The sequence below is a fragment of the Paenibacillus sp. FSL R10-2736 genome, from assembly GCF_038000245.1.
Classification (GTDB): Bacteria; Bacillota; Bacilli; order Paenibacillales; family Paenibacillaceae; genus Paenibacillus_AQ; species Paenibacillus_AQ phytohabitans.
The window spans coordinates 6,066,363-6,087,879 of sequence record NZ_JBBOBN010000001.1; the positions used below are offsets into that span (position 1 = coordinate 6,066,363).

At 49.6% G+C, this 21,517-nt stretch carries 20 protein-coding genes; 3 read left to right on the top strand and 17 right to left on the bottom strand.

The window, feature by feature from the left end:
• Window positions 1-229: 229 nt before the first annotated feature.
• Window positions 230-874 carry a hypothetical protein gene (locus tag NSQ73_RS25890; protein WP_042134351.1) on the top strand — a complete coding sequence of 215 codons (645 nt, stop codon included), beginning with the start codon at window positions 230-232 and terminating at the stop codon, window positions 872-874.
• 81 nt (window positions 875-955) lie between these two features.
• Here NSQ73_RS25890 and NSQ73_RS25895 read toward each other — a convergent pair whose 3' ends face one another.
• The 14 genes from NSQ73_RS25895 to NSQ73_RS25960 all read right to left on the bottom strand — a co-directional run bounded on the left by NSQ73_RS25895 (window position 956) and on the right by NSQ73_RS25960 (window position 16,657).
• The gene (locus NSQ73_RS25895; protein WP_340988728.1) at window positions 956-4,012 is read right to left on the bottom strand and encodes a hypothetical protein; all 3,057 of its coding nucleotides are present in this window, start codon (window positions 4,010-4,012) and stop codon (window positions 956-958) included.
• A 702-nt stretch (window positions 4,013-4,714) separates the two neighbouring features.
• Window positions 4,715-6,985: a hypothetical protein gene (locus tag NSQ73_RS25900; RefSeq protein ID WP_340988730.1), complete on the bottom strand. Its 2,271-nt coding sequence runs from the start codon at window positions 6,983-6,985 to the stop codon at window positions 4,715-4,717.
• Between the two features lie 5 nt (window positions 6,986-6,990).
• Complete coding sequence (locus NSQ73_RS25905; RefSeq protein WP_340988731.1) at window positions 6,991-7,617, bottom strand: hypothetical protein; 627 nt, start codon at window positions 7,615-7,617, stop codon at window positions 6,991-6,993.
• A 57-nt stretch (window positions 7,618-7,674) separates the two neighbouring features.
• On the bottom strand, window positions 7,675-8,172 hold the full coding sequence (locus NSQ73_RS25910; protein ID WP_340988733.1) for a hypothetical protein: 498 nt from the start codon (window positions 8,170-8,172) through the stop codon (window positions 7,675-7,677).
• 20 nt (window positions 8,173-8,192) lie between these two features.
• Window positions 8,193-8,573, bottom strand: a complete 381-nt coding sequence (locus NSQ73_RS25915) for a hypothetical protein (RefSeq protein WP_039296416.1) — start codon at window positions 8,571-8,573, stop codon at window positions 8,193-8,195.
• A gap of 15 nt (window positions 8,574-8,588) precedes the next feature.
• Window positions 8,589-8,732 carry a hypothetical protein gene (locus tag NSQ73_RS25920; protein WP_156118554.1) on the bottom strand — a complete coding sequence of 48 codons (144 nt, stop codon included), beginning with the start codon at window positions 8,730-8,732 and terminating at the stop codon, window positions 8,589-8,591.
• A gap of 5 nt (window positions 8,733-8,737) precedes the next feature.
• Entirely contained in the window at window positions 8,738-8,947 is a 210-nt protein-coding gene (locus NSQ73_RS25925) for a hypothetical protein (protein ID WP_042134342.1), read from the bottom strand.
• Window positions 8,948-9,008: 61 nt separating this feature from the next.
• Window positions 9,009-9,878, bottom strand: coding sequence for a hypothetical protein (locus tag NSQ73_RS25930; protein ID WP_340988735.1), 870 nt, complete (start codon window positions 9,876-9,878; stop codon window positions 9,009-9,011).
• Between the two features lie 11 nt (window positions 9,879-9,889).
• A complete protein-coding gene (locus tag NSQ73_RS25935; RefSeq protein ID WP_340988737.1) occupies window positions 9,890-10,939 on the bottom strand; it encodes a hypothetical protein in 1,050 nt (349 codons plus the stop codon).
• A gap of 11 nt (window positions 10,940-10,950) precedes the next feature.
• Entirely contained in the window at window positions 10,951-12,525 is a 1,575-nt protein-coding gene (locus NSQ73_RS25940) for an ATPase, T2SS/T4P/T4SS family (protein ID WP_076242382.1), read from the bottom strand.
• Entirely contained in the window at window positions 12,522-13,586 is a 1,065-nt protein-coding gene (locus tag NSQ73_RS25945) for a hypothetical protein (RefSeq protein ID WP_171717831.1), read from the bottom strand. The genes NSQ73_RS25940 and NSQ73_RS25945 overlap by 4 nt, the downstream gene beginning before the upstream one ends.
• Before the next feature lie 31 nt (window positions 13,587-13,617).
• Window positions 13,618-14,307, bottom strand: coding sequence for an SAF domain-containing protein (locus NSQ73_RS25950; RefSeq protein ID WP_340988739.1), 690 nt, complete (start codon window positions 14,305-14,307; stop codon window positions 13,618-13,620).
• A 279-nt stretch (window positions 14,308-14,586) separates the two neighbouring features.
• Entirely contained in the window at window positions 14,587-15,483 is an 897-nt protein-coding gene (purU, locus tag NSQ73_RS25955) for a formyltetrahydrofolate deformylase (protein ID WP_042134331.1), read from the bottom strand.
• Between the two features lie 46 nt (window positions 15,484-15,529).
• Window positions 15,530-16,657 carry a deoxyribonuclease IV gene (locus tag NSQ73_RS25960; RefSeq protein ID WP_340988740.1) on the bottom strand — a complete coding sequence of 376 codons (1,128 nt, stop codon included), beginning with the start codon at window positions 16,655-16,657 and terminating at the stop codon, window positions 15,530-15,532.
• A gap of 171 nt (window positions 16,658-16,828) precedes the next feature.
• Here NSQ73_RS25960 and NSQ73_RS25965 point away from each other — a divergent pair, with 171 nt between their 5' ends.
• Both NSQ73_RS25965 and NSQ73_RS25970 read left to right on the top strand, forming a co-directional pair.
• Window positions 16,829-17,293 carry a DUF2621 domain-containing protein gene (locus NSQ73_RS25965; protein ID WP_042140824.1) on the top strand — a complete coding sequence of 155 codons (465 nt, stop codon included), beginning with the start codon at window positions 16,829-16,831 and terminating at the stop codon, window positions 17,291-17,293.
• Window positions 17,294-17,343: 50 nt separating this feature from the next.
• Window positions 17,344-18,249, top strand: a complete 906-nt coding sequence (locus NSQ73_RS25970) for a TIGR01777 family oxidoreductase (protein WP_340988742.1) — start codon at window positions 17,344-17,346, stop codon at window positions 18,247-18,249.
• Here the strand turns inward: NSQ73_RS25970 and NSQ73_RS25975 are convergent.
• Genes NSQ73_RS25975 through NSQ73_RS25985 form a run of 3 tightly spaced genes read right to left on the bottom strand, consistent with a single transcriptional unit; the run spans window position 18,240 to window position 21,502 of the window.
• A complete protein-coding gene (locus tag NSQ73_RS25975; RefSeq protein ID WP_340988744.1) occupies window positions 18,240-19,946 on the bottom strand; it encodes a DUF6382 domain-containing protein in 1,707 nt (568 codons plus the stop codon). The two genes, NSQ73_RS25970 and NSQ73_RS25975, sit on opposite strands and share 10 nt — an antisense overlap.
• Window positions 19,947-19,987: 41 nt before the next feature.
• Window positions 19,988-20,500, bottom strand: coding sequence for an A24 family peptidase (locus NSQ73_RS25980; protein ID WP_340988745.1), 513 nt, complete (start codon window positions 20,498-20,500; stop codon window positions 19,988-19,990).
• 27 nt (window positions 20,501-20,527) lie between these two features.
• Window positions 20,528-21,502 (bottom strand): pilus assembly protein, encoded by a 975-nt coding sequence (locus NSQ73_RS25985; RefSeq protein WP_340988746.1) that lies wholly within the window; start codon window positions 21,500-21,502, stop codon window positions 20,528-20,530.
• Window positions 21,503-21,517: the final 15 nt, after the last annotated feature.

Below are 21,517 nucleotides of genomic sequence, written 5' to 3' on the forward strand. Positions count from 1 at the left end.
TATAGTTAGCGGCTTCTGCCGGGTCTATGCACTCTACCGCCAGCTTTACAGAGTTTCAGGAGGGTTTGGGAGGATGCAAGCCGCGGATGGAGGGACTTAGCCTTAAGTCTAGTTTCTATCTAAGACTAAAGTTTGTTTTACAAAGCTGATTTATACAGTAAGATGGAAGTACCTCAGCAATATTTTTTACCGGATTATCCATTACTTCCAGCAGAAAGGGATTTCGAAGATGACTGCAAATAGAGATATCTATGTTGTGCTTACCGGAACGGGTACGGCCTTCAGCGGAATTATTAAATGGTTCACCAAAGCAGAGCTGAATCATGCTTCGATCGCCTTTGACAGTGAACTGCGCGAGGTCTACAGCTTCGGGAGAAAAAGAGTGCACAATCCGTTTATCGCCGGACTGATCCATGAGAACTTTATCCATCCGTTCTACAGCAGTGCAGACTGTGCCATCTATCAGCTTAGAGTCAGCGCCGAAGAGTATGACACCATGTACAACCATGTCCAAGGTATGATGCAGAATCAGGAGCGCTATAAATATCATCTGCTCGGCCTGGTGGGTGTGCTGCTGAATATCCGGATCGACAGGGAGGATGCTTTTTTCTGCTCACAATTTGTAGCCTCTGTATTTGAAGAAACGGCCGTGCATCCGGTGGCCAAGCCCTCCTGCTTCGTAACTCCGGAGGATTTCGCCTCGTCCCTGTGTGCCCACAAGATATTCAGCGGCAAACTTTCCTATTATATGCGCCGTAATAATCGTGTGGCTCTCCTTACGTCCAGCTTACATACCACCAGTTCACCCGTTCCGGGGGCGGTTGCCGCACGAATGCTCCGCTTAAACGAAGAACGGACTGAGGGGATCGTCTGAACGATCACCCTCCGCCCGTAGGATGCTGCGTGATATGAACACATAAGAACAAGATACCGGTAACGCAGTGACTAAGTTCCGCTATTTTACGCGATGACTCTGGTAGTATTCTGACCAATCCCCCAGGATGGTTACCGTAACCGAATCGACCTTGGTGGTGAATTCATTAGTGGCGGTAAAAGTGAACGTAACCGGACCATCCGGCAGCTGTTCAAACGACGGGTCTGCCAATTCGCCTGTCCACTTGGTCTTGTCACTTCCGGTCGGACTCAGCTGCGCTGTATACCCTCCGCTCATTGTAACCTGAACGGTATCCGGCAATCCGGTTGCCGTGCCCTGCAGCACGAATTTCTCGCCTGCCCAATAAACAGTATACCCCCGCGGACTCTCCGCATTCCCGCTTTTATTCAAATTGTAAGCCTGACGGTTGCTGTTCCACTCCTCAGTGTGCTGGACAGCCCCCTTAATGCTGAGCAGATTGACCATCATATATTTGCGCGGAGACACACTGCTCCAGCCGAACCCGTCATCCCCCTCAACTTCCACAGCATATTTCTCATTCTCAGCAAGCGTGCCGGAAGGAACCTTCCACTGTTTAGCGCCGGATACCTGTTCACCGGACTGGGCCTTTACCGCCCCGCTTGCCAGATTAATAATACGTACTTTGAAGCGCTGCTGCACATCGCCGTCTTCATCCTGATAATCCCACTGAATCACAGGGGTGAGTGTGCTAACAATGGTCGGACTGGATGGGCTGGTGCTGGTTGGATATGTGATGGTGACCTGCGGCAGCCGGTTCACAACCGTTATATTCTGAGACAGCTCCCGGTATAGTCCCAGGCTATCCGTAACAACTTGCCGCAGCGTGAAGATTCCGTTTGACGTGAACTGCTTGGTGAAGCTCTCCTGTACGCTGGCCAGCCCTTCCGTCCCGCTTGAAGGCTTCAGGAAATATTGATGTTTAATACTGTCGCCCTTCGGGATATCCGCATCGGTTGCAGTGCTAGTGATCTGCAGTACATCCGTCCGGTAAATGGGCACCGCTGCTGCATTGCGTCCCGTATCCGTCATCAGGGTAAAACCGGCATGTGGCGGATTATCGATGATGAAGGCTTTTTCATTGGAGACTTCCGACCAGGAGCCTTTTGAATAAGCCCGGGCGTATAGGCTGAAGATCGCGAACCGTTCAAAGGTGGGATTAAGCACCTGATACTGACGCAATCCGCCGGTAGAATCTGTATTCTCGACTGTTTTGGCCAACTGTCCGTCTGTCGCGAAGAACTCCAGCCGGTATTTCTCCTGCGAATCGTTCTCCGGGTCACTGTAGTTCCACCCAATGAGAGGATCGCCCTGCAGCTCTGCATCCAAAACAGTTGGATTTGTAACTGTACCTGCCGGAGCAGTAAGCGTGATAGCTGGAGCCTGGTTTTCTATGACATCAATCTTCAGCTTAGCCACGTTCGACTTTGCACCGATTTGATCCACTACCCAATGTTCTAGGGTGTAGGACCCTGTGTCAGGGAAATCTATATTTATATTGGCTGTGCGGTACATTGTTGTGGTTCCATCGCTGCTGATAACCTTCCAGTAGTATTGTAAGCTGCTTGCATCCGATGAGTCTTCATCCGTATCCACACCGTAGTAGGTTTTGTTGTCATATTGGTATACAACCGCTGGTCCATTGATTCCTGCCGTTGGAACATGATTCTTGACCGTAAACAACCGAGTGGCATTAGAACTCAGCGATCCATCCGATGCTGTAAGCCGCATTTCCCACCCATCAGAGATGGCCTGCTGCTGTGATATCCCGTAGTTTGAAATTAAATCACGGATCGTTATCACTGGACTCCGATTACCGCTGGTATAATAATAGCCGGAGTTATTGATCCGTGCGTTCCAGCCATAACTCAGTCCGTCCCCATCCTCGTCCGGATCGGGCGTCAAATTTTCCAGCGGAATTACCGTATCCCGGTACACTTCAGATGGCATATAGAACGCAGCTGCAGGTGGATGATTCATGACCTGCACGGTTTGGCTGTAGGGTTCTGACCAAAGTCCCCGATTATCATGGACCTGTAAGGTTAACTGGTAAGTCCCCACTCCGTAGGCGGCAATATTCGGAGGTGTAGTTGCCCCGCCCCAATGACTCCACACCTGCTGCCAACCGTCCTTTGTCACGGTCCAGCTATACACATCAAGTGGATCGTTATCCGGGTCAAAAGATTTGTCGGTGATCGTTGTAGACTGACGATAGGATACAATGTTGGGATCTACCGTAAAGAGTGCAACCGGTGGAAGATTACCACCGCTGCCTACGGTACGCACACACCAATCACTCCAAACCCCTGCCCCGTTTTCTCCGTCCACGTCACGTACCCGTAGCCGGATATCATATTGCTCGGCTGCCGGCAGCTGTGCAGGCGGTTGCCCGTCCATCCACATTTCGGATTCGGTTTTTTTATATTGCCATTGCCAGTCCATCAACCCCTTGTTATACGCCTTGATATGATCAAGATCGTAGGAGCTATCTGTAATTTGGAGCCATCCCCCCGTTAGCTTCGCACTAAACAGAGCAATCGGCTTCCGGTGTACATGAAACGTCATGGATGATAAATTATCACGGCTCCATAGCCGGTAATCATCGAACAGATTATCATTCTTCGGATTATCCCGGGACTGGAAGGTGGCCGTATAAACCCCGCTGTAGGGAAACGACTGGTATTGGGAAGTTCGCCATAGACCACTGTCACCAATCATCCCCATCGAATTATCAAAAAAGTTCGGGTCGTGATCATACCGGTACCTGTCTTGATACTTCGGGTCCCCTTCATAATCTGTGTAGGATGTCGAAATGTCTACAGGTGTATTGATTAAGATAAAAGACTTATTCCTTAACCTATAGGACACATTTACATATAGCGTCCTCTCGTCTTTGAAGTTGTAGGGATCTACGACTTTGACAGTGATCGCATGCCGCCCAGGAGGTATCCCATCTGCCAAAACATCTATGGGTATGGAGAATGGTTTATTATATAATGCCTGCGGTATAGTTACTTTCTTGTAGAATAAATTCGGGATCTCCGCGCTGACCACCACATCGTTATTGTCCACATCGCGTACATATCCTTCAATATTCATCCCGCTGAAGCCTGGCTCGTTAATGAGCTGCTGCTCGCTCGGAGTCGTTACGGTTAGACTTGGCGCTGAGTTGATAATTAGGGGTACATTATAAATATACCTGTAGGCTACATTAGACCAGCCATTGATAGGAGTGTTAAACCAATGATTGTCTCTCGACCATACTGTAATATCTACTTTGGTTGGAGGTTCTAGATCCCACAGTTGACTCCATCCTTGCGTAGGTGTACCCGATAGACTCAATGTATTAGAAGTTTGAGTAGCCGGAAACTCACTTACCGTCCATTCGTCTTGCTTGACTGTTGAGCTCCTTGTAGGTGAACTAAATCCTGTACTAATACTCACAAATCTGGTTCTCCAGAAGTCAGAATACCAATCTAGATTAGATGATTTCATTACAATGGGTGCATCCAAAAAAATATCATACTCAAACTTCCGAGTTATCAGGTCAAATCGGACATTTTTAAGAGTAAAACCTGGCACCTCAAGAATTACATCTCCGATCCCCCCCATAGAGGGTTCCCATTTACTTATCTGAGTAAATGCCTCAACACGGATATCAATATAGTTGATCACATTGGGATAACCCGCTGCCTCTACCCGTGCTTTTTCCGAAAAAGCTTCAGGATAGGTTAGAAGCAGTAAAACAGCAGCCATAAAAATAGAGAGTGCTTTTTTAAAATTCTGCATGCTCTTTCCTTTCTACCATGACCAATCCACATCTGGCGCCTGATTTTTAACCTTAAAGATTCGTTCAATAGCATTTTGTGTGATGTCTGAGTTGATCGATTGGCGATCATCCTGTGTTACAAATTCATCTATGGTCGGCTGCCCAAATTCTTCGAACACGGTAAGCCGTACCAGGTACTGTCCAACATCCCGCACTTTAAGATTGAGACGATCTAAATTCTCGTTACTAAAGATGACCCAGCTCTCATCTGCGAAATTACCGTTGTTATTCGAATCGTAGCGATATTCCCATAGCCTCCGGTCCACAATATCTTTATCGGGAGAATAGGACATGTCATCGATGGAGATGGTCGCCTGATTACCATCTGCTGGATTACGATACGCAGAACCAGGAAGTGTGAAGTAAGCAAAGGGCTTCTCATCCGGTACAATATCAAACGACACCTCGCTGCTCGCAGACAGCCCCAGGGTATTCTCGACATAGATTGTTGCTTTATATCTGCCGGGCTTTTTAAACAGTACATCTTTACTTGGCACGCCATTCAGCGACCCGCTGTATTTTATGTCTGCATTAGTCCCCCCAGAAACGGCAGTGATGGTGATTTTAGTTTTAGAATCTACCAACGGGTAATGTGTAGGGCTGCTGCTATAACTGCGAATAATGACCTTCCGGTTCTGTTTCAAGGTTCCTTCAGCATAAATGGACGCATTCGGGACCGGCTCAATGACCGTAATTTCAGTACTTGTGCTCCCGGCCATCGAATCATCATCCAAAACCGTAAGTGCCAGCGACTGCTCGCCCAAATGCTCCTTATCGTACCAAAGAGTCCCCCGCGGCCGATCCGTCAATTCCCCTTCAGCATTAGGAGTATCCCAATAATAGCTTTTGATAAAGCCATCCAGATCGTAGGAGCCTGCGCCACTGGCTTCAAATTCTTGTCCTGCTTTAATCGTCTTTGGTGCTGAGATAAGAGCAATCGGCGGCTTCAGCTCTCGCGGAGGATTCGGAGGAGAAGTTGGTCCTGGAAAATCACCGCCTGGAGGAGTTGGAGTTGTATATACTCCGGCTTTAACGGTGTAGGACTCCTTCAATGAAATGATGGTTCCCGTTTTGGTTACAACGGGTTTCTTGAACCTCACGACTACACTCAATTCGTACTCCTGTGTGATACTAGGTGCCTTCACTTTTGATTTTGGAATCGTAAAATCTATTTTCTTTGAGGACGTAAGGGTTTTAGAATAATCCTTTAGCGTTTTCAGTGTGCTCTCATTCCCCTTTTCCTTGGCATAAAACACCCATTCTTCGATGTTAGACGAATCTTTATATGCCAACAGCTCCCCCTTCAGGTTGATCTGCACCGGTACATCTTTATCTTCAAATTTTACCGGGTTGGGTGAGGGCTTTTCAAGAATGGCTGCCCCTGTGAGCGTTGCTTCATCCGGGAGGCCGTAGTCGAAGGTGACTAGGCCGCCGTAGCTGTAGGTGGTGACTTTGGCATTGGCTGTGAAGTAATAGGGAAGTAGAACATAATAAAGTCTACCTTCAACCCACTGTCCTTTTTCAAAATTATCTGATACCTGCTCTGGTCTTACATGGCTAGATGGTACCGTGTACGTAATAATAAATTTCCCATTTTTGGCACTGACCTTTCCTGAATCACCCTCCAGAGCAAGAGACATAAGTTGAATACTTGACTGTATGATGCTGCTGTAAGGTACAGTATTAACCCCGTTTTTAGACCAGGTTGCTTGCCCCGGGTCAACCGGTACTGATTTTGTAGTAACAACTCTTTCGGGTGGTTTAACTGATGGAGTTGATGAATCCTGAGCATTGGCATTATAGCTCTTGTTAGTATCAAGTCTTTCATCATAATCATTTATTTGCCACCTTCGACCATCCGCATAACGCCAGATAGAATTACCAGGATTAGATATGAAATTGTCTCTTCCATTTTTCCCTGTTACAGAGAAAGTTTCTGTTTTGGCATTTCCCTTTAAAGTAATCTTTATTTTCCCATTCTCAACAGTAATGGCATTAACCACACTGTTATTGCCTGAATATTTGAAAGTTCCTGTCTTAACAGTTGAACTGTTTACTCCACTCGGAAGATCCAGAAGGAAGGTTTTAGCGCTGTTATCAGACCCTATCAGTCCTGTTGAAACAGGAATACTTATTGATGCAGATTTTGTATCGGCAGCTTGTACGGAGGAATTTAAGAAAGGTGATAATAGCAGACTTAGGATAATGAAAAAAGACAACGCAAAAATTCTATTAATCTTCATATTCTCTATTCATCTCGCTTATTTACAATATCTAAATATTCTCGTTCCCCTTTATTATCAACTCTCAGATAAAAGGAAATAAACTTTCCGCTATAAATATATGCCTGATACGTACTTAACTTTTTACCAGGTGCCAAGCTCCAGTCCCATACAGCTTCCGTACTATTTGGTTTAGAGTAGTTGACTTGAGGCATAGTTGTAAAAGGGCTAGTTTCATCACCAAAACTCAACCCCCATTTATCGCTTAAATCTTTATAATTTTGCTGAACAGTATTTCCGCTCTTATTCTCTACTGTGATCTTCGTCCAAATAAAATACTTTGCTGACTCTGTACCTGTATACCCGTATTTTTTAATCAGCGCTTGTGCATCCTTGGACTTTGCATCATAAATCATAATCTTCTCCAGCGTATAACTAAGTCCGCCAGCCTCAACTGTTACCGGAAGCTCCACATCTTTCACTAATCCGTACTTCGAAAGATTATCTCTCATAATCGGAGCCGCCGTCGGCTTTGCAGCTGTTGCACTGACAGGCCCAACTTGACCTGCAATTACACCGGCTAACAATGCTGTTGCCAGTAAGGCTTTCACAGCTGTTCTTCCCATCATTGTTTTGCTGAGCATCTTTTTCATAATCGAACTCTCCCTTAATTGTAGTAGTTGGATCAGGACCCGCCGAAGCTAATATGGCTAACGATTCAGCTTATACTCTTGAACCGCCGGCACGGTAATTGCTTCTTGTACTTTGTTTCTGGAGATCAGGACCGGATGCTCCGTTTGAATAACTGCGATGACCGAAGGTCCCTGTATGTATTTGGTGATGCCGTACGCAGGGTTTTCATAGAGCATGGGAAACGTATTTCCCGTTGCTTCATCCACAATGTCGAACTTGACGATCTTCACTTGAGCCTGGAGCCGGCTCCCCGCTAAGGGGGATAAGCCGTCGTCCAGTCCCAGATTACTCTGCAGCGTGTGGCGGAAGGTATCATAGGCTTCATCAGGGTCAATAACCAACCGGCCTTGTGCCCGCGCTGCTTCGTCCAACTCCTGTGATGCATCGTGAACCGCCATATTGTTGGCATCCTTGAGCATACTGCGCATGATGTCCCACTCCTGATTCTGAATTTGAAAAAACCAGGAGTAAATAAAGATCAGCAGGACAAATGCCAGCTTAATAATATAATCCATTGGTCAGCTTCATCCCTTAGTTAATCGAGATATTCACTCATGATCGATCCGTGCCCATAATAACGTGTCGGCTGGGAGACGCCGGAGAAATTGTAGGGAAACAGGTTTACTCTTGGCGCTGTTACATACACATCTATCCGCTGCTTGCGCTCAAGAATCATTTCCGTACTGCTAGTAATTTCAATAGAGCTCTCCGGAAAACCGACAGCCTTCAGGTTCGATATGACCTCGCCTCTCATAGAGGCTGTAACCATTCCTTCGGTTGCGGCCTTTTGCGTGATATAGGATGTGTTGGCTTTGACCTGCAAATCCAGCAGATAATCAATATACGTAAAAATCGGCTGCAGGATAATGAACAGCACCAGCCACATAAACAATGCCCGGAGGACGGTTGCCTTCAAGCGCAGCGCCTCCTTTTAATACTGTTCAACTGCTTTGACATGGGTAATGATATCATCCTGGCTGCCGCCGATAATGCTTGTTGCCCCGGCGATAAAAATGCCCGCAATCACAAAGCCAATAGCCAGAAACAGTGCGACGGAAATCGAGTCCTTCTTCATCTCCGTTAAACCAAAGGAGGAACGATGGTATACGTTACGGCTGCTTCCCCCGAGCCTGACGGCTCAACCAGGCTAACCGCCGGAATGACCGGTCTGTTATCATCTGCATCGTCAATTACGTCCCGTACGACAGGAATCAGAATTGCGATTACGATAGCCACACACAGAAATCCGATAGCGATAAATAAACCAGTAGAAATAGCGTCCTTTTTCATTGTTAATATCTCCCTTTTTATTTTATATTTTTAAGTGCTGTTTGAATATACAAAAATTCACTCATTGAAACATCCCCACACCGCTAAAATTGCCCTTAATCAGCATAATGTACTGCATAGCCAGACATACAATCATCAGGAAGGTAGCGATAGACGGAATTACATTAATGATGGTCGATACATCGCCGATGAAGGACCATTTCTTCAGATATTGGTCGCTCGATATTTTGGTGATAATCTTGCCCTGCTCCCTTAAATAATTCGCTGCTTCATGATCATCATCCATGCCCTCCGTCGCCAGCAGAATCGAACGGATATCATTAATGAAAGCGTGGTTCTCTGGAAATTTGCCGCAAAACCATTCAATCGCACGTTCGGTTCCCTCATCTACCGCCCTTTCCGAGAGCTCATATAGATCCTGACGGATATAATTGAAGTGGCTGGCTGTCCCTGCACAAAAAGCTCCAAATTCCACATACCCGCGCTTGCGCAGCCGGTTATTCTCATAGAGACGGATGAAGGAAATCAGCTCCCCGTCTTTTTGAATAAGCGTCTTCTGATGCAGCCAGACCAGCAGCCAGCCAAGGGGCAGAACCCGCTGCGGACTGGTAATCAGCAGAATAAGCGCAGCAATAAGCGGATCATAAATAGATAAAGGCTCTGAACGTACGAAGTCACCTGCCGTCTGAACCAGCAGATAAATCAGCGCCGCCGAGTACCGGAACAGTGTGATTTTGGCTGCTGATATGGACAGACCGCTCTGATTCAGCAAGTGCTGCAGCCGTTCATTCTGCACCCGTTCCCCGAAGGCCTTCCATTTCACGCCGAGACGGAGCACATAACGTTCCTGGCGGCTGCTGCTGCTGACAAAAACCAATAGAGCGAGATACACAATACCTGTTACGGCTATCAAAAGTAGTAATCTATCCATTATTCATCACCTTAGTGGTAGTCCAGCTTGGGCCTGGCGAGGATGGTACTGATCATGAACGAGATGAACATTCCCGCAATGATGACCATCATAAATGTAAGACCAACGGTAGTCTCAAACTGCAGTTTGAAATAGACGTCGGGCTTCAGCATGTACATAAATGTTCCAACCGAAGAAACCAGCACAACCAGATTTCCGTACAGTCCCAGGCTAATCGCATCCCTGCTGCTTGCTTTGACCGTCAGAATCGTCTCCCGTTGCTGCTCCATGGAGCGGTTAAGCATCATGAGCGAGCTTTTGAGATAACGTGTGCCTTCCTTCTCGCAATAGAGCAGATCCGATACGAATTCTACGGCAAAGGTTGTTCCGATCGCTCCGGCAAAACGCCCCGCCTCCTCATTCAGCTCCCGTTCATTACTGTAATTGGCAAACGCCGCTCCAAGCAGCTTCAAGGGAGTCTTCAGCACATTATCCCCGGCCAGCAAATCACTGGTTCTCGACAGAATGGAATCCGCAGATAAATGAGTGAATTTTGTGGCGATTTTGATCACATCGAGCAGATCGTAGCTCCCCCGTACTTTCCTCTGAGCATAGGTATACCTCATCCGTAAATATGGAATGCTTGCCGAGAGAACTGCCAGAAACAGCGGGAGCCGCCAAGCGTCCTGCACAGCTGTACCGTCATTTAACACAATCCCCTCCAGGAAAGGATTATTAAAGCTCATTTGTCCCGGCAGCTCCCGCAGAGTCAGCAGACCCGATAGAAAAACCCCCGTGAACAGCATGCCTGAACGGGTGACAAAACGCATAACACTGATTCCCGGCTCATACCTCTTATGGGCAAAATACAGCAAATCATCCAGATGGCGGTATAGCCACATTCTTTTATTAATCATGCTTACCTTTTTGCCGAACAGACTCATCCTCAGGTTCATCCGAAAATCCATCTTTTGTCCCCACTGCGATAAATGCCGCTCAATAAGCGGCTTCACCAATAGCCACAATCCGCCCGCGGCCAGTAAATGAAAGACAAACTGGATGATATAGTACAGCAGCGCCACAGGCTCCCCCCTCATTCGTTCAAAACAATCCTGGATTTCAAGCTTTCCTTCAGCGGGTCCACCATTGGTTTCTGAGCAGCGAGATGTCCAAGCTCCTGCAGCATAAGCCGCGTGGCCCGTGCATTCTTCTTCTTCATCTTCAGCATTAGTCCCGGCGTCAGCTTGTCATTGTAGCTCCAGGCCGACTGCTCCGGCTCCCAGCGCATCAGATCATTAGCGAATACCGAGTTGCTTGCTTCCTCATAAAAAACCTCGGATATCCGCGCGAGCCGTTTCTTCCCATCGGGCACACTTTCCAGAATAAATACCAGCTCACAGGATTTCAGCGCTGAGATTAAATGCCCCTTCAGGCTGCCGCCAATCCGTGTAGATACGGCAAATGCACCCTGGTAAGGAATATCCTCCGAATCCACCGTATGAAAGGTTCCGGTAATGCCGTCATAGCCCTTCTCGCCGCTCCACAGATAGAATTCCCATTCGTTATAACGCATCTCCGTCATATAGAGAATGTTCGGGTCATGCCGCAGCGATTCCACGCCGACCTCCATCAGCTCCTCATTGGATGCCTGGATTGGAATGATCCGGTGGCCCTTGATCTGATATGGCAGAATTGACTCCGGATGCTTCTCAATCATCACCACTCCCATGCAGGAGGAGGAACCGAGCAGCTGCTCTCCGACAATTGTATTGGCAAAAGTGGTTTTGCCCGAGCCTACGGCACCCGCGATAATCGTATTACGAAACGTACCCGTAAGCGCACGGATCAGTTCAATCGCTTCCGCAGGGATGCATTCTGTGCCAGCTTGATCATCCAGATCCAGGAATTCGACGACCTGGCGGCGCAGCGATATAGTGGTGAAGCCTTCCCAGACCCGTGGAGACACCCAGATGGCTAACCGGATGAACCGCCCCGGCCAGAGGGGATCATCCATTTTGAATTCCACCGAAGGGTTATCCTTGTTCAGCTTTTTGTTGGGATCGCTTTTCAAAAGTGATCGCTTGAGCTGCTCTACACGATCCAGCGAAGGCATCTCATACGGATAAGCTACAAACCTGCCCTGGTGGTTATAGAAAATTTGCCGTCCGATCATCTGCAGACCGGTTGATTCACTATAAGCCCGGTCCGTAAACCAGCGGTAAGCGGGTCCGAACCCTTTCCATTCATGAAACAGCGCTTCAGCGGCTGTACGGTAAGCTTCGGGCACCTTGCCCGTAAACGGGGTGCGGCGCAAATACTTCTCGATCTCGTTCATGAAAAAGCTGACCGCCTGCGGATCACCAATCAACGCCTTGGCATTTAGCTCGAAATAGCTGTCATCCTCACGCTCCAGTCCGGCGTTCATTTCACTTTTCATTTTTTGCAGAAAGCCGTAGAAGTCTTCCTTGCCGGGTTTACTGGTACGGAGCACGCTCTGCTTCAGTGAGAAAAGCCGTATGTCCTCTGTCTCCTTCGCTAATCCAGGCAGTGCCTGTCCGCTCCCGTCCTCCTCTTCCTGCCGTCTTCCATGCTCAGGGTCTAGCGGAGTCCATCTTGATGGAATTCGCCCCTGCTTCAGCGGCCAAGCTTCATCCGGATATTCAATCATTGAAATATTCCCTTCTTTCGGACTTCCAAGGCCAGACCCAGCGAGACCAGTAACGCATGAACCTTATCGTCTACATGCTGAAGTTCTTTTTTGCCGAGCGGCAGGCTCTCCAGGAAAGGCTGGTAATACGGAAGCTCCAGCAGGATCTCACTGCCAAAGCGCAGCGCCAGATTCTTGGAGGAGGTCAGCTCTTCTACATTGCTGCGGTTAATGATCCACTGGAAATCCTGCGGATGCAGATCCATATGCCCGGCCAGCTCCATCAGAGGCTGCAGCCTGTATTCATGACGGGGATGCGTTACAATCATCCGCAGGACGGATTTCTGCATACCCACATACCAGGCTGCACTTTCCGGAATGGACCCGAAATCAGCCACCACTACATCGGCATTGTCACTTGCTCTGGCCAGCAAATACTCGATCTCCTCCTCCTGATAGTCCTGAGCGCTTAAATAATCGAAGTTGCCCGGCAGATACGAATATCCTTCCTGTTTCACAAACCCGGCAAAGTCCTCATCGTGAAGCATTTTGCCGGTAATCCGCGGCCGCAGCCTGTCCAGACTGACTGCTGTCTTACGGTCATAACCCGGATCGTACAGATCAAGACCCAGCACGATCACCCGCAGCCCCGAAGCCGCAATCCGTCTGGCGAATAGCTTAGCTGCACTTGTACAGCCAATGCCCGGCCCGGACCCGAAGAATCCGATCAGATTTCCCCGCTCTGCCTGCTCATCCTCAAGCATGTAGCGCAGCTTATCGATGATCGCTGATGAGGTGGAACGCGGAGGCATGAAGAAAATCCCCAGGCTCTCACATTGCATATGAATGGCCTGATACCCCCTCACTCCTTTTTGCAGATATACATACAAAATGTTGGAATCCGGATAACTCCGGCGCAGCCCGCTGAGTCCGGATACCGGTACCTGCTCGCTTGTCACCATCAGCAAATGTCCTCCGGCCTGCGCCGGCTCAGGCAGCACGCTTTGGGCAATGACCGTAAACCCGGCAAGCTTTATTTCATTAATTGTCAGCTGATCCATACCCAGACTGAATATTTTCAAGCTCGTCCTTCCTCCCTTCTGCTCTACTCTCCTACTCCACTCTTACGATCCACAGCTTCTTGCCCTGTTCCAAAAATGCCCCCAGCAGTTCCCCGTCACTCTTCTTCAGCTTCAGCTCCGGCGTAGCTACTTTCCCGGTCGAGGTGAAGCGGTTATTGTTGTTGCCATTCTCCGAATCCAGCACATCATTGTTGTCTTCAGTGCGCACATAATTCACGGTTACTCCGCTGAGAAATACTTTGCGGCCGGGAAGCGCCGGCTGGTTTTTCGAAGGCGAATCCCCTTCTACCAGATAAATATCCACTTTATCTCTGCTGCGGAGAGAACCGTTAATGGCATAGATCGCCTCTTTGGGTATGGGGAAAATCCCCTCATCCTGCTGCGGCTCCAGATTGCTCACATCAATCAGTGATTCGGTCAGAATACTGCCATCCGTCAGATTCACATTCGTAATCTTCCGTTCCACCTGATCCAGGCTTCGGATAACACCAGCCGGAATGTCTTTGGTCTGCACGGAATCCAGATAGAGATCTCCGGGCTTCAGCTCATAATTTTTCGGTAAAAAGCCTCCGCCATCCACGTTGATTTTGACGACAGTCTGAGAGAGTACATAGGGTTTGAAATAGAGATCATAGCCAAGCAGTCCGCCGAAGCCGGTGGTCAGGATGAGAAAGGCAAAGATGTAATTGCGTTTTAATAAATGTCCGCGTTGCGATGACAAGCCCTTTACCCCCTTTGAATGTGAAATCTGCACATAACAAAATACACTTTGGCTTAAGATCCAAAATGCCGGTAAAATGCTTTTTTACCTGTAGTGGTGAGAAGTGTATTAGATTATTACTGTGAGGTTGTTGTATAGCTTGAGGCTGCGGGAGAAGCTCCCGGCTGAAGATGTTTCCGGTAAAAATCAGGCCGGAAGGATGTTATGAACATCCGCGTTCCGTGTGATTCCTGACTTTTACCGGGGTGGTTGTAAAGGTTAACTGGAATGCTTCGCTGCTTAATTAAAAACTACTGTTTTATTATGATGCACGAGGATTCTGTCCTCAATATGCCATTTCACCGCACGGGCCAGAACTACCCGTTCAATGGTGCGTCCGATGCGCTTAAGCTCGTTCACATCATCGCTATGGCTGACCCGCTGCACGTCCTGCTCGATAATCGGACCGCCGTCCAGCTCTTCAGTCACATAGTGGGCAGTAGCGCCGATAATCTTGACCCCGCGCTGATACGCCTGGGCGTACGGCTTGCCGCCGACGAATGCCGGCAGGAACGAATGGTGGATATTGATAATCCGGTGCCGGTAATGCTCGATGAACGAAGGCGAGATAATCTGCATATACCGGGCCAGAATGATCACATCGATATCATCACCAATCACCTCAAGCTGACGTTTCTCGGCTGCTTCCTTCGTATCTGCCGTTACCGGAATATGATGGAATGGAATACCGAAGGATTCGACATAAGCCTGCATGTCCGTATGGTTGCTGACCACGAGAGCAATATCCGCATCCAGATCACCGGCCTGCCACTGCCAGAGCAGCTCCACCAGACAGTGATCCTCTTTGGATACAAAGATCGCCAGCCGCTTCTTGTGGCTTACATTGAAGATCTGCCAGTTCATCTTGAAGCGCTCGGCAACGCCGCCAAAAATCGTACGCACCTCTTCCAGCCGTTCATCCAGCTTAGGCAGGTCAAACTCCACTCTCATAAAAAACATTCCGCCGTCCGGGTCCATCGTATATTGATCCGACTGCACAATGTTCGCACCATGCTGGTACAAGAAATGCGACACCGCCGCTACGATTCCCGGCCCGTCAGGACAGGAAATGAGCATACGCGCCCGGTCCGGATATTGTCCGCCTGATGAATGATCTCTTTTCACATGTAACTCCATATTTCTCCGTCCATCCTCTCATCTGCTTGCGCAATCTGTTGTTGGATTAAGCGTTCACGAGCAGCTGCTTGCCTGCCAGCCAGGCGATCAGCCGCTGGTTGACAGCTTCCTCACTAAGCTGAGGGAATAATCCGGCGGCAATTACTTGATCATAGAGACGTTCCAGCGGTTCACGGGGATCGGCTTTTTTGGCTTTGGCATCATTCTTCAGCAATTCCCATACATCAAGCACATAGCGGCGGGAGTCCAGCTCCTGTTTGGCAAAAAAAGCATGCAGCTCTTCTAGCTCCTGCAGGAACTCCGCTCCGAAACGTTCAGCCACATTCCCGCGCAGCAGAGCAATTTCCACTTCATACATTGGACGAAGCTTCTTGGCATCCTTGCCAATCCACGGGGTCTCCAGAATGAACGGCAGACCTGCCAGTGCTTCATGATGTACGACATTGTTGATCGTCTCAAAACCAATATAGCCCGAGCCAATCGGAGTATGGCGGTCTTTGCCCGCTCCCCGTGGATTCTTGCTGTCATTAATGTGGATAACGCCGAGCCGTCCCAGGCCGATGGTATCGTCGAATTTCTTCAGCACGCCATCCAGATCGCCCACGATATCGTATCCGGCATCATGAATATGACAAGTGTCGAGACAAATGGACAAGCGCTCATTATGTACGACCTTATCGATAATGGAAGCAATCTCCTCGAAGCTGCGCCCGACCTCTGTTCCTTTGCCGGCCATTGTTTCCAGAGCAATATGCACTTCCGTCTCATCCGTACCGCCCAGCACTTCGTTTAGTCCGTCTGCAATACGCTGAATGCCGTATTCGGCATCCTTGTCAGTGAATGCACCCGGATGCAGGACGATATGCTTAACACCGAGCGCATGGGTACGGCGGATCTCCTCCTGCAGGAAATCAACTGCCAGCTGGTAGGTGCTTTCCTTGTAGGAGCCCAGGTTAATAATGTATGGGGCATGAACCACAATCTCTTCGACGCCATTCTGCGCCATAGCCAGCTTCCCTTCCTCAGGGAACATCGATTCAATCGGCTTACGGCGCGTATTCTGCGGCGCTCCCGTATATATCATAAACGAGGTAGATCCGTACTCATTTGCTTCATTGGCCGCGCTCAGGAGACCCTTGTCCGCGCAGGACACATGTGAACCTATTTTCAGCATGCCTATTTCCCTCTTTCCTTCACGAATTAACCCTTATTCTACCGTGATCGGGAAAATAAATCTAGGCAAGCCCCAGAAGGCCGCTTCCGCTTCGCAAAACTTTGGAAATACGCTATACTTTAGATGAGTAAAAGGAAAGTGACAATCATCATTGTCAAAGGCGGTGTATACATGCATTTTCATTCACCCTCAAGCTTGTTATCTGCAGCTCCGAGCAACTGGTTTATGAATTCCATCGCATTTTGGACCTTTTTACTGCTGGGCTGTATGTGCATCGGCGGCTATTTTATGTTCCGCAAATTTCTGAAGGTACTGCCCAAGGCTGACGGCAAGTCCAAGCTGGACTGGCAGAATTACTGGGTAGAACGCAGCCGTCCACTATGGAGCGACGAGATGAAGGCTTTTCTGGACCAGCTGGTTCAGCCGGTACCCGGCCCCTTCCGCGACATCGCCAAACATTCCATTGCTGCCGAGATCGGCAGAATTGCTGTGGAGAGCAACGCTCCGGAGGTAACCCGCGAGCACTGCATCAAAGGCTATATTATAGCCACACCACGGCGCGATAACCGCTTTCTGGTTACCTTCCTGGAAAAGAACGGCATCGACTACACACCTTATAAACATTTAGTCAAATAACTGCTAATCAGGTCACGCCATGGTCAGGCGTCCAGAACAGGAGCACCCCTATGAAATATATCATTTGCGGAGGCAGCGGCTTCATCGGCAGCGAGCTGACCGAATATTGGCTGCAAAGCGGGCATCAGCTCATTAGTGTCGGCCGCAAGCTTCCGGCGAACCCACGATCTCATCCGGGTCTGAGCTATCTTACCTGGGACAGTCTGAAATCAAATCCAGAAGCTGCCGAAGGCGCAGATGCACTGGTTAATCTTGCCGGAGCTTCCCTTAGCCAGCGCTGGACTCAAAGCGGCAAGCAGGCGATTATGAAATCGCGGCTGGAAACCGTTACCGCAGCAGGGAAGCTGCTGCAGACGCTGCTGCATAAGCCCCAGGTAGTCGTCCAGTCCTCTGCTGTCGCCATTTACGGGACTTCACGGCAGGATACCTATAATGAATCTTCTCCAACCCGCGTTGTAGACTTCCCTTCAGAAGTCGTCAAGACCTGGGAAGAGGCTGCCGATGAAGCATATTCCGGCTGCCGGCTGGTCAAACTGCGCACAGGCGTTGTGCTGGGCAATGAGAGCGGTGCTTTTCCCAAAATGAGGTTGCCGTACTCCCTTGGCTTCGGCGGCAGAATCGGCAGCGGCAAGCAGTGGCTGTCCTGGATTCACCTGACGGATATCGTCCGGCTAATCGAATTCTGCATTCTTCATCCTGAGATCGAGGGTCCTGTCAATGCCACTGCACCGCATCCGGTTACGAACGAACAATTCGGAAGCATGATCGGCAAAGTCTATCATCGTCCGCATTGGTTCCCCGTCCCGGCATTTCTGCTGAAGGCTGCCGTAGGTGAGCTGTCAGAAATTCTGCTTGAGGGACAGCGCGTACTTCCTTCCAAAGCAGTGAATAACGGCTTCACGTTCACCTATCCAACCCTGCAGCCGGCGCTTGAACAGCTGAAATCTCAAGTGTGAAACGTATAGCAGCCCTTAACAATCGTGAACACCGCTCCTTCGGTCAACGGATACTCTTTATAAGGAACCATAACCTCACCAGCGAGAAGTGTGCCGTTCCTGGAGTCCAGATCCTTCAGGATATACCCGCCGGCGCTTCTGGAAATTTCGGCATGCACCCGCGATGCCCCTTCAGATGTCTCTACATACTGGGCGACCTCTGAAGAGCGGCCAATAATGAAGCTGGGGCGGTTTAGTTCAATTCTCTCAGGAGTTCCGCCGTCATCCGCCTCGCTTCTTTCCAGATAAGGAACTGCCCGCCCGCTTGATGGGAGCCTACCCCCTTTAACTGGTTCCGGTTCCCGGATAAGCAGCGCCGTGGCAGCTACAGCAGCAGGCGCTTCTTTCACATGAATCCGTTCCTCGGCAATCTCCGGGGCTGTACCCTGTCCGCCTGCCATTGTCCCCCTAAGATAAGAGATTTCAGCAGATGATGCTTGTTCTGAACGCATGTAAGCGGGAGCTGAAGTCCGGAACGGCGCTACCGGATTTCTGCCAAAATCCCATTCCAGCTCATTCCTCAGCTTCCGGCCGGTACCCTTCCTGTCCTCTGTCCCCTCCTCCAAAAATTCTTCCTCTTCCTCAGATCCGCCCCGGGTAATCCTACCGATCCACACCATCCAGCATACAACTGCCAGCCCCAGAGTTACTGCTGCACAGACCGCAAGCCAAAGCGTCAAGGGATTATTTAAATAGAGAAACTTCCATAACAACGCATCGCACATCACTGCACCAAGTACAATATACGTCCGATACGATGATGTTCCGTCCACAGCAGCTTGGAGGGTATGTTCAGGCATATCAGGCATCAGCTGTTCTCCGGTTGCTCCCCCATCCTTCCGCTTCAGCCGCGGTGCGCCGCTCATCCATGGAGCCTGATCTGGCGCCTGTCCAGGAGCAGGAGGCACTGTGTCTTTATCTCCTTGCTCCCACGCGAAGGCTGCTCTCCCCGGTAAAGCCGTCTTTGGCTCTTCCAGATTACGGAGCGGAGGCTGTTCCATTCTGTCTGCTGACCGAATTGATTCTCCTGCCAGCTTCCCCTGAACCAGCCCCATGGCTTCAGGAGGAGCCCTGTATTGGTCTGCCCCTGTCAGCAATTCTGCTAATAGTTCCTTAAGCCCTGCAGGGCTGAAAGCCTCCTCCCCGCAGTATTGCAGCAGCCGCTGCATTCCGTCGCCGGACAGCTCATGGATGGCCGCCATAAATACCATGATCAGCGATCTCAATGACTCCCCCGGACTTACAGCTGATTCTGTATGCTGCAGTGGAAGGTAGGTAAGGAACACTTTTCCACTGTTTAACGGACCCTCAATGAAGATGTAGTCTTCATGCAACGCGTACTGCTCTGCACGCAGCATATACAGGCGCCCCTCCTCCATACCTGCAGCGATCTGTAGCAGCAGCCCGAAGAATTCCAGCATGCTCAGCCTCTCACTTTTGAGCAGAGCCCCCAGCATTTTTCGTCTTGATACGGTATATGCCAGTGTCACCTGCAGGTCTATCTCTCTAAGAAGCAGCCGCAGATGATGCGGAATACCGGTGTTCATCAGCATGCGGGCCTGAACCATGTTAAGCTCTCCTGCCGCCAATCCCTCTGGCTTACCGAGCAGCATCGTTATCCCATCCTGCTGCACGAAATCACGTTCCAGTCCAAACAAGCAGCTTCACCTCCTGAGCTGTTATAACTCCAAACCTCAAGTCAGAAATAATAATACGCACAGATAAATCCCGGAAAAACAGCCAGCATAAAAGGAAACCGGAGCAGATCACTCCCCTGTCCTTTTTTGAACATATCCGTATTACGGAGCAGCAGGAATCCCGCTGTTCTGCTTAATATACCGCGTACCCTCCGGCCTGATTCCCGCCTGAAGAGAATCATTATCCAGCCGACAACGGCTCCCAACAGCACAGAATACACAATTACCTGCAGGGAGAACAATACACCAGTCCAGGCACCAATTCCGGCAAAAAGCTTAACATCTCCAGCCCCCACTGCCCCGATAAAATACATGATCAGCAGCAGCAGAAACCCCGAACCTGCACCACACAAAGATAAGAGCAGTCCATGCCGGCCGCTCATAATCACCTGCAGGGATATTCCTGCAACAAGTGCAGGCAATGTAATCCAGTTAGGGATCTTCATCCAGCGTATATCGGTGAAAAATGCTGCTGTCAGGAACGGCAGGCAGCCCCAAAAAGCCCATTCTGTCATCCGCACTCCCCTTCCCGTAAACTTCAGTTATTTCACAACTGTAAAAGTAGCCTCCAAGGTGGTGCCGTCAGCCAAACAAATGACGAAGGGCCAGGTCCCCGGTGTTGTATTTACGCCTATCTTCCATTCCCATTCGATATATCCGTTCTCATCCGCCTGCTTCCAGCCCAGATATTTGGCCGTGCTCTGACCACTCTTGTAAAAAATGGCCAGGTTCGCCGAAGCGCCCGGAGGCACCTTAACCTTTATCATGCCCTGATGGTTCGCCACGCCCGGATTAGGCTTCTCCAGGACGACAATGGTGCCTGTTTGTTCATCAGGTCCGGCCGCACCGCCATCTCCGGATACATCTGTGTTGCCGACCCATAAGCGTTCGACTGCACTGGCCTCAAGTACAATCTTTTGATTCAGGAACGGGACATTCATCGGCAAGTCATAGCTGACTACCAATCCGAAGTAGGGATGTGTTCCTTTATTCAGATCAGGGACGGTTACATTGGACACATGAATCCGGCTGAATTCAAGCCAGTCCGAAGACAGATACGGCTTCAGCATAGGCTTAAGTGCTATATCCAATACGGCCTCGGAAGCTCCGGCCTGCACCTTCTGGAGCGGCCCTTCTCCCTGCTGGATTGCAGCGCTGACCCAAGATTCCATAGGTTCAGGAAGCTCCTTCACATAATGCTCGCTCCATTCGGCAAGCGACAACCGCGGAATACTCCATACACCCGGGGAGGCAGAGCCAGCGGACGAATCTGTGTTCTCTGCTTCACCTGCATCATCCCATTGCTGTGCGGCCAAAGCCGCAGGATACATATGCGCCGAGACTATTTTAACCGTATCGGAAACCGTGCTCTGCAGCGCCGTGGAATATAGTGTCATTTGCACAATAAAGATCAGGAACAGGACAAATAACAGAAACATGGGTAGAACCAGCGCCGCTTCTACAACCATGCTGCCTTCATCACGCGGGCCCGGCGATTTCCGCAGACAGAGCTTCATTCGGCCAATCCTCCT